Origin of the sequence: Streptomyces sp. NPDC127114 (assembly GCF_042677525.1) — a bacterium.
Classification (GTDB): Bacteria; Actinomycetota; Actinomycetes; order Streptomycetales; family Streptomycetaceae; genus Streptomyces.
In genome coordinates this window covers 47,183-59,681 of record NZ_JBHXTJ010000001.1, presented here as the reverse complement: position 1 = coordinate 59,681, position 12,499 = coordinate 47,183, and the positions used below count along the sequence as shown (strand labels likewise).

The window sequence follows — 12,499 nt, the reverse complement described above, 5'->3', positions numbered from 1 at the left end:
GTGACTCAAGATGCGGGAAGGACGGAAGGGGATGTCCCTACCTCTGCTGGGCCGCGTCCCGGGCCTGCTGGGCGATCTGCTCCAGCACGACCCTCGGGTCCGCGGTCGGCGCGACGGCCTTGCCGATGTTCCGCTTGATGGTGTTGCTGACCTGCAGCCAGGACGGTTCGTTGACCGGGTAGAGCTCGGCGGTGCGCAGGGCGGTGAGGAACTGCTCGGTGCTCGGGTCCGCCGCCGCGCCCTGGGACGCCTGGGTGGCGGTCACCGTCGACGGCAGCAGCTGGTACCGCCCGGCGAACTCGTTGAGGTTCTCGTCCTCGTAGACGAAGTTCAGGAACGAGCCCACCAGTTCGCGATTGCCCTCGTGCTTGAAGGCCATCATCCAGTCGGCGACGCCCGCCGCCGGCGGGGTCTTCTCCTTGCCCAGCGTGTCCGACACCGGCATCCGCAGCGTACCGACCTTCATGCCCTTCGCCCTCGCCTGGTGGAGGAGCGACGGATAGCCGTTGACCATGCCGACGTCACCGCGCAGGAAGGCGGCGAAGGCGTCCTGCCGGTTGAGCTGCGCCGGCGGGACCGGGCCGGTCAGGGCGGGGGCGACCAGGTTGTCCTTGATCCAGCGGAACGTCTGCGCGTTCCGCTCGGACGCGATGTTGTACCGGCCGTTGTTGTCGGTGTAGCCGCCGCCGTTGCTCAGCTCCCAGATCAGGGCTTCGGCGTGCGCCTCCTCGGGGCCGAGGGGCAGGGCGTACGGATAGAGCACGTCCTCCTCCTTCAGCGCTTCGGCCGCGTCCCGCAGGTCCGACCAGGTCTTCGGCGGCTCCGCTCCGGCCTTCTCGAACAGCTCCTCGTTGTAGAAGAGCAGCCGGCTGCTGGCGACGAAGGGCAGGCCGTAGAGGGTGTTGTCGACCGAGCCCGCCTCCGCGAGGGGCGGCAGGAAGTTCGCCTCCGTTCTGATCGACAGCACGTCACTGGCGGCGTAGAGGCGGCCCTGCGCGGCGAAGTCCGAGTACGCGCCCATCAGCGCCACGTCCGGGGCGTCGTCCTCCTCCACCATCCGGGTCACCTCGCGGTCGACGTCGGCCCACGGGTAGAGGGTCACCTGCACCTTCGTGCCGGGGTGGGAGGCGGTGAAGGCGGCGGTCAGCTCGTCCCAGTACGCCTTGGAGCTGGTCGCCGGGCTGTCGCCGTACTCGGGGGCCACCAGGCGCAGCGTCGTCCCGTCGCTCCCGGACAGCGAACCGCAGGCGGTGACGAAGGAGCCCAGCAGTCCGAACGCGGCCACGGAGGCGGTCATGCCGAAGAGTCTCGGTCGCACGGATCTTTCCTCTTGATCTTTTTGGACAGTGCGTCCGAAATTCTCGCCCGGCGATGGCCGTAATTGCGCCCCCCGCGGAGCTTTTGTGGTCGTAGCTCCAACTGGCGCCATTCCCTTTGGTGTTTTCCGATATGCGGCCGTCGAATCCGACGCGCGTAGAACCCTCCACGGTGTCCAAAAAGACTTCGGAAAGGAACATTGACGAAACGGAGGACCCGAGGACGGAAGCGGAGCTCACTCCCGCACGGACACGGCCGAGGTCCGGCGATCACGTCCGAGGCCGCACCCCGCCGAGCACGGAGAGTGAGCGCCAGGCTGCTCCGAGTGGAGCTCACCGGTGGTGGACCTCCCCGCACGCACGCAGGCTGACCCTTGTCCCCGCCCGCCCGGACCATGCGGCGCGGAGCCGGACGGCACACCCGGCGTGAGGGCCGGGACGGTCAACCACGCGCGAGAGAACGGGTTCACATGACGCGACACGGCATCAGAACGGGCCGCATGCCGTCCGTTCGGGGGAGCGGCAGGTTCGTACGGAAGCGGGGGGAACACCGGTACGCGCGGCGACGCTTCCGAGGTGCGCGTACCGGGGCGGCGCTCGCCGCGGCGGGTCTCGCCTTCCTGGGCGCCGTCGCTCCGGCACCGGCCGGAGCCGCGTCCCCGCCCGGCACCGGGCCCCACCCGGGCGCTCCCGGACGGTTCGTGCCCGGCCCCTGCCCGGACGCGCCGGAGCCGGTCCCCGGCCGGTGCGGGGTCCTGGAGGTGCCGGAGAACCGCACCCATCGCGGCGGGCGGACCATCCGGCTTGCCGTCGTCATCGTTCCGGCCGTGTCGAAGAAGCCGGCCGAGGACCCGGTGGTGTTCATGGAAGGAGGCCCCGGCGGCGACGCGATCGGCGCCATCCCCTTCCTGATCGCCTCCCGCGTGAACCAGGACCGCGACCTGATCGTCATGACCCAGCGCGGCGGGCCCTACTCCCAGCCCCACCTCGCCTGCCCGGAGATCGACCGCTTCAACGCGAAAGCCGTCGGACTGCCGTACGACGCGCCCTCGACCGGACGGCTCCTGGTTCGCGCCGCCAAGGAGTGCCGGGACCGCCTCACCGCCGACGGCATCGACCTTCGGGCCTACAACACCACGGAGAACGCCGCCGACTTCGCCGCCCTGCGCACGGCACTGGGCATCAGGAAGTGGAACGTCTACGGCTACTCCTACGGCACCGACCTGGGCCTCACGTACCTGCGCCGGCATCCTCGGGGAATCCGCTCGCTGACGATCGACTCGGTGGTGCCTCCACAGATCGTGAGCCTGCCCTGGGCCTGGGACAGCGCGCGGGAGGGGATCGACGCGATCTTCGCGGCCTGCGAGGCCCAGCCCCGCTGCAAGAGCCGTTACCCGGACCTCCACCGCACGCTGACCGAGCAGGTCCGCCGCCTCGAGGCGAACCCGCTGCGTCTGACCGCGCGGCCGCCCGGGGGCGGCGATCCGGTGAAGGTCGTCCTCGACGGCGGCACGCTGGTGAACCTGCTGGTCGCCGACGGCCGTGCGCTGCCGGCCGCGGACGTCCCCGCGGCACTCGACGAACTCGCCCGCGGCAACCCCGAGCGCCTCGCGCGGATCCAGGCCGCCGGCGCCACCCCCGCCATCGGCGAGTTCGCCCACGGTCTGACGCACTCGGTGGCCTGCGCCGAATGGGTGCCGGGACACGGCAAGCCGGACCTCCTGGAGGCGGGACGCCGGGCCTTCCCCGGATGGCCGGACACCGTGCTCGCCCACGCACCGCAGCTTCCCTTCGAGCACGACCTGTGCCGCGTCTGGAACGTCCCGGACCGCACCGCGATCCAGCGGGTGCCGACCCACAGCAAGGTGCCGACGCTGATCATCACCGGAACGTTCGACGCGAAGACGGGGGCGAGCTGGGGGCCGTACGCGGGCCGCACCCTGCCCCGCTCGACGGCCGTGCAGATTCCCGGGATCGGCCACTTCGTGGTTCCCCAGTCGCCCTGCGCGCAACGCGTCCTCGCCTCCTTCCTGGCGCGCCCGACCGCGCCCGACACCGGCTGCGTGGCAGGACTCGCACCGGCACCGTTCACCATCACCCCTGACCCGGAGAGAACATGACGTCCCCTCGCCCACCCCGCCCCCACCCCCGGCGCGCGTCGCGCCGGCTCGCGGCCACGCTGGCCGGGGCCACGGCCGGAGTCCTCGTCGCCGGCCTCGGCGCCACACCCGCACAAGCCGGGTCCGACGGCGGAGCGCCGCTCGGCACGGTCGCCCGCACGGCGGGCGACGCCCGCTTCGAGCCCGGCCCCTGTCCGAGGACGGCTGATCCGATCCCCGCTCTGGAACGCGCCCGCTGCGGCACGCTCACCGTGCCGGAGAAGCGTTCCCGGCACGGCGATCACCAGGGCCACGGCGATCACCAGGCTCCCGCGGATCACCAGCGTCCCCACGGTCAGAACCAGGACGACCAGCACGGGCGGAAGGGGCATCCGAGCCGCAGGATCACCCTCGCGGTCGCGATCATCCCCGCGGCCACCAGCAGACCGGCACCCGACCCGATCGTGTGGCTCGCCGGCGGGCCCGGCGACGACGCGGTCTCCGAGATCCCGATGGCGCTCGCCGGCGGCCTGAACCGCGACCGCGACGTCATCTTCATGTCGCAGCGCGGGACGTACTCGGCCGACCCGGAGCTCACCTGCCGGAACGTCGACGAGTTCGCCGCGGAGTCCCTCGGCCTCGTCTTCGGCGCGCCGTCCACCGGCCGTCTGCACGTCGAGGAGACGCGCAAGTGCCGCGACCGGCTGGCGAGCCGCGGCGTCGACCTCAGCGCGTACAACGGCACCGAGAGCTCCGCCGACTACGACGCCCTGCGCAAGGCGCTCGGCATCAGGCAGTGGAACGTGTTCGGCATCTCGTACGGCACCGATCTGGCACTCCAGTACATGCGCCTGCACCCGAAGGGCATCCGGTCGGTCGGCATCGACGGCGTCCTGCCGCCGTCCCTGGCCGGCGGGGCCGTGACCTGGAAGGCCGCACGGGAGGGCTTCGACGGCATCTTCGCGGCGTGCGCGCGACAGCCCGCCTGCAACACCCGCTACCCGAACCTCAAGGCCACCTTCGAACGCCTCGTGGTCGAACTCGAGGCCCGACCGGTCACGACCACGGTCACGGTTCCGGGCCACCCGGAGCCGGTGAAGGTCGTGCTGGACGGCGGACTCCTGGTGAACTGGCTGACCTTCGCCAGCCATCTCGCGGCCGGCGTGCCCCGCTCCATCGACGAACTGGCCCACGGCAACCCGCGGCGGATCGCCGAGCAGTACGCGGGCGGCAAGCTCAGCCCGCAGGCCATCGGCAGGGTCTCCCACGGGCTCGTCTTCGGCGTCTTCTGCAGCGAGTGGACACCGTTCGAGAGCGAGGCCGACGTGATCCGTGCCGGACGGCGGCTGTTCCCGACCTTCCCCCGCTCGGTGCTGGCCAACGCACCGCTCCTCAGCTGGATGCACGCGGACTGCCGGGCCTGGGACATCCCTCCGGCGCCGCGCTCGATCCGCGAGGTGACACGCAGCGACATCCCGACGCTCGTCCTGTCCGGCGGGTTCGACGCCCAGACCGCGCCGAGCAGCGGGCCGTACGCCGCCCGCACGCTGAGCCGCTCCACCGCCGTCACGGTTCCCTACGTGGCTCACGTGGTCTTCGCCGACTCGCCGTGCGCGCAGGCGATCACCCGCTCCTTCTTCGCCACCCCGACCGCGCCGGACACCACCTGCCTGGCCGGCCTCCAACCGCCCAGGTTCGAGATCGCGCCGTAGGCGCCCGCCCCCACCCGACACCGACCCGGCCCGTGCCCCTCACCCGAGAGGCACGGGCCGCACCCTTGCGCCCGACCGCGCAGCCCGGGACGACTGAGGGTCAGGTGGCGGTGTCCTCCGCGCGGAGCGCGATGCGGAGAGCGCTGCGGACGCCGGTGACGACGACGGTGATCAGGCACAGGGCGATGACGGTCTCGGCCCACAGGAAGGCGAACCAGTCCAGCACACAGCCGATCGGGGGTGTGCCGGGAGCGGTGTTGCGGAACGCCGCCAGGGCGAACAGCGTGGCGGCCATCCAGGCGAGGGCGGGCCAGACGATGCCCTCGCCATGGGTCGTCAGGTACCAGGCTCCGATGAGTACGGATGCCGCCAGCGCCCACATCACCACCATCATGAACCCCGCGAAGACGAGGAGGCTGCCGGATCGGGACAGTTCCAGTCCCATCGCGGCCTCCTGACCGGAGTTCAGGGGTGTCGTGGAGACGGAGAAGAGCGTGGCGTTGTTCGAGAAGAGCATCCGCACCGGCACCTCCTTGCCCCCGAGCACCGCCCAGAACTCCAGGTCGGTCTCGTAGGTGTCGAACGGGTAGTCGCCGATCGATCCACCGGTGAGCGCGACCTGCACGTCCTCGGGCGCGATCCGCTCGTGCGCCGGGAACGACAGGTCGCCGAGGGTCGCCACGGAGGTCTGGAGGCGGAGATCGGCCACCGGCGCGGTCCCTCCCTCCTCGCCGAGGGCCCCGCGCGGGACGGCATGGACCCGCAGGACGAGCTCCCTGGCCGCCGCGTCGACACTCTGGACGATGGCCTCCACGTCCACCCGGTCGGCGGCCCGGGACCCGACCGCGTGGACCGCGTCGTTCGCCTGCCGCTCGGTGAACTGCAGCCACGAGCCCACGGCCACCGCCACCACGATCAGGACCGCGAGAGGAACCAGGACCGGCAGCAGCGACGCCCCGAAACGACGGGAGCGACGTGGCCGGGGCGAAGGCGTGGGCGGGGTCATGGTGACTCCGGCGGGATGAGAAGGGCAGCGGCCGGACGTGTGATCACTCGTCGATCACAGGACGTCACTGTAGACGTCGTTTCCTGTGGCGGCCCGGGGCCACGTTGACCGAGCGCGAAAGTTGGCTCTTGAGGACGCTTATGGGTGGGGCGCGGGTCTGGGCCGCAACGGAGCGGGCGAGCTTCCGCCGGAGGCGCTGCCTCCACGGGGGCTGACCGTCAGCCCGACGCCTCACGTGATCCGTCTGCCGGTCGGTCTTTATCGAGTGCGAGAGTCCCGGTCCGGGTGGTACAAGGTCCGCGTGACCGATCATCTGTGCTTCCCCACCCTGCTGCGGACAATTGACGAGCGTTCAGCCGCGTTCCGCGCCGCCGTCGCCGCGGCCCCCAGCCTCGACGCCGACGTCCCGTCCTGCCCGGGCTGGACGCTGTACGACCTGGCGAACCACCTCAGCGAGGGGGACCGCTTCTGGGCCTACATCGTGCTGAACACCGCGCCGGGCGACGAACGGCCGAGCAAGGACGGGCTGGCGGCGCCCAGGGAGCGCGAGGCCCTCATAACCTGGCTGGCCGACTCGACGGAGCAGCTGCTCACTGCTCTGCGCGAGGCCGGCCCGGACCGGGGCTGCTGGGCCTGGTGGGAGCCGCTGGCCTCGCCGCACACGGCGGCAGCCGTGGCCCGCCGCCGCGTCCCGGAATCGCTGATCCACACCTACGACGCCCAGCTGGCCTCCGGTACCCCGCAGGAGCTGCCGACGACCGAGGCGGTCGACACCGTCGAGGAGTTCCTCGCCACCGTCTGCACCGGCACGGTCCCGTGGCCGGGCGAGCCCGCCACCATGGACTACCACGTGGCCGAGGCCGGCTCCTGGCGCCAGACGGTGGACGCCGTCGGTTCCCGCTTCACCCGCCTCACCGCGGCGGAGGCCGCCGAGAGCAAGCCCACCGCCGCCATCTACGGCACGGCCAGCGAGATGGCCCTGCTCATGTACATGCGCATCCCGGCCGGCTCGCTGCGGATCGAGGGCGACGCCGACCTGCTCCAGCAGCTGCAGGACTGGGACTGAGGCCGACCGGCACCCCGGCGCACCCCGCAGTCCCGGAGGAGGATCAGCAGAGGCAGAACTCGTTGCCCTCGATGTCCTGCATCGTGATGCACGACTCGTTGACGCCATCGGCGCGCTGCGTCAGCACGTGCTTCCCGCCGAGCGCCATCAGCCGTGCGCATTCGGCCTCGAGTGTGGCCAGGCGCTCCTCACCCACGAGCCCGGCGCCGGTCCGCACATCGAGATGCACCCGGTTCTTGACGACCTTGCCTTCGGGAACTCGCTGGAAGAGCAACCGCGGGCCCGCCCCCGAGGGATCAGTGCACGCGAAGTAGATCTCGTCCTCGGGCGGCAGCGAGCGGTGGTACTCCTCCCACGTGGCAAAGCCCTCCGGGACCGTCGTCGGTACGACGTACCCCAGCACCTCGCACCAGAAGGCGGCGAGGCGCACGGGCTCCGCGCAGTCGAAGGTCACTTGGAACTGTTTGATCGTTGACATCGGCGCACGATAACAGGGACCCCGCTCATCTCCCCAGGTCGGGACGTCCGCACGTCGTCGGGAGGAGGCGTCTGCCACCCGCTGCCCGAGAGGTCAGCAAGGGGTGAACAGGGCGGCGTCCGCTCCGTCGAGGACGAATCCGTTGTCGAAGCGGACGCGGACCGTCACCCGCGGCCGGGCCTGCTGGAAGGCGATCCACGCGGGCTCCAGGGAGCCGATCTGTTCTTCGAGCTGCTTCCTGCTCCCCGGAGGCATCTGGGAGCCGAAGTCGTCGTGGAGGGACTTCAGTCGTACGTACTCGCGGACGTCCGGACCCTCTTCCCGTGCGTGTTCCTCCGCCCGTTCGACCGTGCCCTCGGTTCCCGCCGCCAGCGACAGGAAGCCCGCGACGACACCTGCCGTGTCCGCCGGTCCTCCGACCGGCTCCACCGACCCGGTCAGCCTGAGTTCCGTCGCCAGCCTCACCCGCCGGCCGTCTTCGAGCGTCATCGGTCCTTCGTCTCTCCGTCGGTCGGGCCCCGCCGGCGCGGCGGCACCCCTGCCGCGGGTCATTATCCGGATCCGGCATGCGCGCGCGGTGAGCGGGGCTTCAGCGGCGGATCCGGCCGCCGCCTGCGGTGTCCGGGGCGGGAGGGGCGGGATCGCGCCAAGTGTGATGGGGGCCCGCACGTGCCTTCCGGGGTACGGGGGACGGCCCTATGCTCCTGCGCCAGACGTCGGGTTACCGCCGGTAAAGGGGTGGGGTATGGACCGCATGGGCAACTCGCGACGCACCTTCGTGGCAGGCGCGGCCGCCGTGACCGGAGCGGCCGCCGTCGGGGGAGCCGTCCTCGGTGCCGCACCGGCCGTCGCCGCCGATACGGCCTCCGAGACGTCCGCGCAGACGGCCGCCGAGTCCTCCGCGGCGCAGACCGTGGCCGTACTCGGCGGGGGAGTCGCCGGCCTGACGGCCGCACACGAACTGGCCGAGCGCGGCTTCCGCGTCACCGTCTACGAGCGCCGGGCACTGGGCGGCAAGGCCCGCTCCATGGACGTGCCCGACAGCGCGCGCGGCAGCCGGCGCCCGCTCCCCGCCGAACACGGCTTCCGCTTCATCCCCGGCATTTATCACAACCTCCCCGACACCATGCGGCGCATTCCCTTCCCCGGGAACGCCAACGGCGTCTGGGACAACCTCGTCGCCCCGGCCGAGATGTCCTTCGCCCGCACCGGCCGCGAGGACCTGCGCATCCCGCTTCCCTGGCCGGGCCACCGGCCCGCCGAGCTCACCCTCGACGAGATCCGCCGCGCCCTGACCGCTCTGCTCGACACCGTCCACTCGATCCCGCTCCACGAGACCGCGTACTTCGTCAACCGCTTCCTCGTCTTCCTGACCAGCTGCGACGAGCGACGCAACGAGGAATGGGAGCGGACGCCCTGGTGGGACTTCCTGGGGGCCGCGCGGATGAGCTACGACTACCAGCGCATCCTCGCCGTCGGACTGACCCGCAACATCGTCGCGACGAAGGCCGAGGAGGCCAGCACCCGAACGGTCGCCACACTCCTGGAGGCCTTCGCCTTCAACGCTCTGGGACGCGGCGCCGACGGCCCCCTCGACCGGATCCTGAACCTGCCCACCAACGAGGCGTGGATCGATCCGTGGGTCGCCCATCTCGCCGGCCTCGGCGTGGAGTTCCGCATCGGCTGGACGCTTCGGGAACTGGCCTACGACTCCGCGACCAACCGGATCGGAGCGGCCGTCGTCGAGGATCCGCAGGGCGTCCGCCGCTCGGTGACCGCCGACCACTACGTCTCCGCGATCCCGGTGGAACACGCCCGGCGGACCTGGGGCGCGGCGTTGCGGGCGGCGGACCCGCAGCTCGCGCGGTGCGACAGGCTGGAGACCGACTGGATGACGGGCATCCAGTTCTACCTGACGGAGCGCGCGCCGCTGCTCGCCGGACACGCCAACTGCATCGACTCGCCATGGTCCCTGACGGCGATCCAGCAGGCGCGCCACTGGCCTTCCCGTGACTTCGCCGCCCACTACGGCGACGGGGCCGCCGTCGACTGCCTCTCGGTGGACATCTCGGAGTGGGACCGGCCCGGCATCCTCTACGGCAAGACGGCCAAGCAGTGCACGCGCACGGAGGTCGCCCGGGAGGTGTGGGCGCAGCTGAAGGCCGCGTTCAACGACTCCGGCCGTACGGTGCTGAAGGACAGCGCGCTGCACTCCTGGTTCCTCGACCCGGGCGTCGACGGCCTCGGCACCCCGAACCCGACGAACGAGGACCAGCTGCTCGTCCACCCGGTGGGCACCTTCCACAACCGGCCGCAGGCCGCCACCAGGATCCCCAACCTGTTCCTGGCCGGCGACTACGTTGCCGTCGACATCGACCTGGCGACCATGGAAGGTGCCAACGCCTCCGCCCGCCAGGCCGTCAACGCCCTGCTCGACCGGACGGGCTCGACCGCCGCGCGCTGCACGGTGCAGAAGCTCTTCAGGGCCCCGGAGTTGGAGGGGTTCAAGCGCCACGACCGGCTGCGCCACCGGCTCGGCCTGCCCAACGCGCTCGACGTGGGCTGAACCCGGACAGGGGGGCAGGGCGGGCGCGCCGGACCACGATCCACAACTGCCGCACCCGACCGCCTCAGCCCCATTCGGACCTCCGCTGTTACATCTTCACGGAATGGCCACCGAGTGATGATCGGTCAGTCCGGATGCCTTTTCAGCGGCCTCGCGGCGGCAATAGGATTGCCCTGCGTGCCGGTCGACTCGCAGTGCGTGAGACAAGGGGGGCAGTTTCCTGGTGACCGGTTTCGCATGTCGTCATCGGATCCGTGACTCATGGAATTGGGTGACCCATGCCTCCTCGGCTCGTCGGCCATAAAGGCTCACTGGCAGGACAGCAGTTCCCGATCGGCGCAACACCGCTAACCCTGGGCCGTAACGGCGACAACAGCGTGGTGATAACCGTGGGAAACGTCTCACGCTTTCACGCCGAAGTGCGCCGCGAAGGCCACGGATTCGTGCTGTACGACAGCGGGAGCAGTAATGGAACGCGCGTCAACGGGACGCGCGTGACCTCACACGAACTGCAGCCCGGAGATCTCATCGAGATCGGCACCGAGACGTTCCGCTTCGAAGCGGTCGACACCATGGAGACCATCCTCGACCTCTCCGTGCTGGCGCCGCTCACCCCCTCCGCGGCGACCCTGGCAGAGGGGTCCGTGCTGAACGTGACGGTGTCGGGCGGCGGACCCGTCGGCCTGAGCTTCGCCCTGCTCCTCGAACACCTCATGGGGCCGCGCGTGAACATCACCGTCCACGACGGCCGGTGGGTCCGGGACGGGGCGAGGGTCGTCTGGAAGAGCGAAGGCCAGGGCAACGTCAGGCGGCAGCAGGTCGTCACCGTGCAGAGCCGTCAGTACCTGAACCTTCCCGACGAGGTGCAGGCACGGCTCTTCCGCGGCGACGCGTACACCGAGATGTGGCCGGTCGGCCCCGACTCGCTCCGCGGCCACAAGCCGAGGAACCTCCGGATCGCGTACATCGAGGACACCCTCCTCGAACTGGCCAACGAGAAGCCGGAGCGGATCCGCCTCGTTCCCGAGGCGTTCGACCCGGTCGAGTACGAGAAGGGAGAAGGCCGCGACCACGTCCTCGCCATCTGTGAGGGCGGCCGCTCCCGGACGCGCGAGCACTTCATCGACAAGTTCGGCAACGCCGACAAGTCCATCTACTCGCTCCAGGGCCGGCACATCCAGGACGTCGTCCTCGGCCTGCGGGTCAGGTCGACCCTGACGGACCCCATGACGGTCCTGCTGACCGTGGCCCAGAACCGCTTCCTCCTCAACGCCCTTCGCGGTCAGGGCTTCCTCAACATGCGGCTCACCGACGCCGAGGCCGCGGAAGTCGTCGGCATCGATCCGGTCCGGCACGTCTTCGAGGAGTGCATCGCCTCACGCCCCTGCGTCATGGGGCGGGACGACCACGGCGACTTCCAGTGCTCGACGCACAGCACCCTCTTCCTGCCCGCCATGGTCAGGGGCTCGGCCCTGTGGAAGCGGGTGCTGGAGGGGCTGACGCTGTTCGGCGTCGCCGAGAGGGACCTCAGCGCCGTCACGGCCTTCCGGCTCGACATGGTGCAGCGGCCCCGGTTCACCACGCGGCTGCGCCCGGCCACGTCGACCTCCCCGGGGACGTACGGGTTCCTGCTCGGCGACGCGGCCAACGCCATCCACTTCTGGCCCGGACGCGGCCTCAACAGCGGTCTCGGCTCCGCCATTTCGCTCGCCCGGTCCCTCAACGGCGCGTGGACCGGCAGGCCGTTCCGCGACGCCGACTTCGCACGCCACGAGGCGGCCATGTCGATGCTCCAGTACCGGCACAAGAGCCGGGCCTGGAACACGATGATCACCACCGACGAGAACGGCGTCAGCCGGGCGATCAAGGAGAAGATCGCCCAGAGCATCGAGGAGTCGGAAGGGAAGGAGCTGGACAGGAAGGCGGACATCGACGCGTTCATGGACCGGCTGCGGGGAATCCGGGACCGCCTGGCCCCGCGCGTTCCCGGCATGCCCGACGACGCGACCCTCCGGAACCACCTGGAGACGCTCGGCTCCTCCACCCTGCGCACCCTGTGGGAGAGCGGGGCGTGGGACACGCTGATCGTCGGCGGCGAAGAGGTGGACATCGACATCTTCTACCGCCAGGACCCGCCGGCCACGACGGGTCCCACGACGGATCCGAGGAACGACCCCACCAGGGCTCCCGCCGCGACGTGAGGGGAGGCCGGTCCGGACGGCGTGTGATCCCGGACGCCCACCGGACCGGCCCTCC

At 70.9% G+C, this 12,499-nt stretch carries 9 protein-coding genes; 5 read left to right on the top strand and 4 right to left on the bottom strand.

The annotated features are described in order from the left end of the window. Positions 1-37: 37 nt before the first annotated feature. Positions 38-1,318: an extracellular solute-binding protein gene (locus ACFVGS_RS00250; protein WP_385688816.1), complete on the bottom strand. Its 1,281-nt coding sequence runs from the start codon at positions 1,316-1,318 to the stop codon at positions 38-40. A 759-nt stretch (positions 1,319-2,077) separates the two neighbouring features. Between ACFVGS_RS00250 and ACFVGS_RS00245 the strand changes: the two genes are divergently transcribed. Further along, on the top strand, positions 2,078-3,436 hold the full coding sequence (locus tag ACFVGS_RS00245; protein WP_385688814.1) for an alpha/beta fold hydrolase: 1,359 nt from the start codon (positions 2,078-2,080) through the stop codon (positions 3,434-3,436). Further along, positions 3,433-5,127 carry an alpha/beta fold hydrolase gene (locus ACFVGS_RS00240; RefSeq protein WP_385688811.1) on the top strand — a complete coding sequence of 565 codons (1,695 nt, stop codon included), beginning with the start codon at positions 3,433-3,435 and terminating at the stop codon, positions 5,125-5,127. The genes ACFVGS_RS00245 and ACFVGS_RS00240 overlap by 4 nt, the downstream gene beginning before the upstream one ends. 100 nt (positions 5,128-5,227) lie before the next feature. Here ACFVGS_RS00240 and ACFVGS_RS00235 read toward each other — a convergent pair whose 3' ends face one another. Then, complete coding sequence (locus tag ACFVGS_RS00235) at positions 5,228-6,133, bottom strand: DUF4436 family protein (RefSeq protein ID WP_385688809.1); 906 nt, start codon at positions 6,131-6,133, stop codon at positions 5,228-5,230. 301 nt (positions 6,134-6,434) lie between these two features. On the opposite strand from ACFVGS_RS00235, the gene ACFVGS_RS00230 reads away from it, so the two are divergent. After that, positions 6,435-7,199, top strand: coding sequence for a maleylpyruvate isomerase family mycothiol-dependent enzyme (locus tag ACFVGS_RS00230; protein WP_384407063.1), 765 nt, complete (start codon positions 6,435-6,437; stop codon positions 7,197-7,199). A gap of 43 nt (positions 7,200-7,242) precedes the next feature. Here the strand turns inward: ACFVGS_RS00230 and ACFVGS_RS00225 are convergent, their stop codons facing one another. Beyond that, positions 7,243-7,677, bottom strand: coding sequence for a VOC family protein (locus tag ACFVGS_RS00225; protein ID WP_384407061.1), 435 nt, complete (start codon positions 7,675-7,677; stop codon positions 7,243-7,245). Positions 7,678-7,770: 93 nt separating this feature from the next. Further along, positions 7,771-8,166 carry a hypothetical protein gene (locus ACFVGS_RS00220; protein ID WP_384407060.1) on the bottom strand — a complete coding sequence of 132 codons (396 nt, stop codon included), beginning with the start codon at positions 8,164-8,166 and terminating at the stop codon, positions 7,771-7,773. 265 nt (positions 8,167-8,431) lie between these two features. On the opposite strand from ACFVGS_RS00220, the gene ACFVGS_RS00215 reads away from it, so the two are divergent. Continuing rightward, a complete protein-coding gene (locus ACFVGS_RS00215; RefSeq protein WP_385689482.1) occupies positions 8,432-10,243 on the top strand; it encodes an FAD-dependent oxidoreductase in 1,812 nt (603 codons plus the stop codon). 278 nt (positions 10,244-10,521) lie between these two features. Next, on the top strand, positions 10,522-12,444 hold the full coding sequence (locus ACFVGS_RS00210) for an FHA domain-containing protein (protein ID WP_384407056.1): 1,923 nt from the start codon (positions 10,522-10,524) through the stop codon (positions 12,442-12,444). Positions 12,445-12,499: the final 55 nt, after the last annotated feature.

Bases quoted from the DNA above. Each gene is read 5' to 3' on its own strand.
- ACFVGS_RS00240 (WP_385688811.1), top strand. From the start codon at position 3,433: ATGACGTCCCCTCGCCCACCCCGCCCCCACCCCCGGCGCGCGTCGCGC.
- ACFVGS_RS00235 (WP_385688809.1), bottom strand. From the start codon at position 6,133: ATGACCCCGCCCACGCCTTCGCCCCGGCCACGTCGCTCCCGTCGTTTC.
- ACFVGS_RS00225 (WP_384407061.1), bottom strand. From the start codon at position 7,677: ATGTCAACGATCAAACAGTTCCAAGTGACCTTCGACTGCGCGGAGCCC.
- ACFVGS_RS00220 (WP_384407060.1), bottom strand. From the start codon at position 8,166: ATGACGCTCGAAGACGGCCGGCGGGTGAGGCTGGCGACGGAACTCAGG.
- ACFVGS_RS00215 (WP_385689482.1), top strand. From the start codon at position 8,432: ATGGGCAACTCGCGACGCACCTTCGTGGCAGGCGCGGCCGCCGTGACC.
- ACFVGS_RS00210 (WP_384407056.1), top strand. From the start codon at position 10,522: ATGCCTCCTCGGCTCGTCGGCCATAAAGGCTCACTGGCAGGACAGCAG.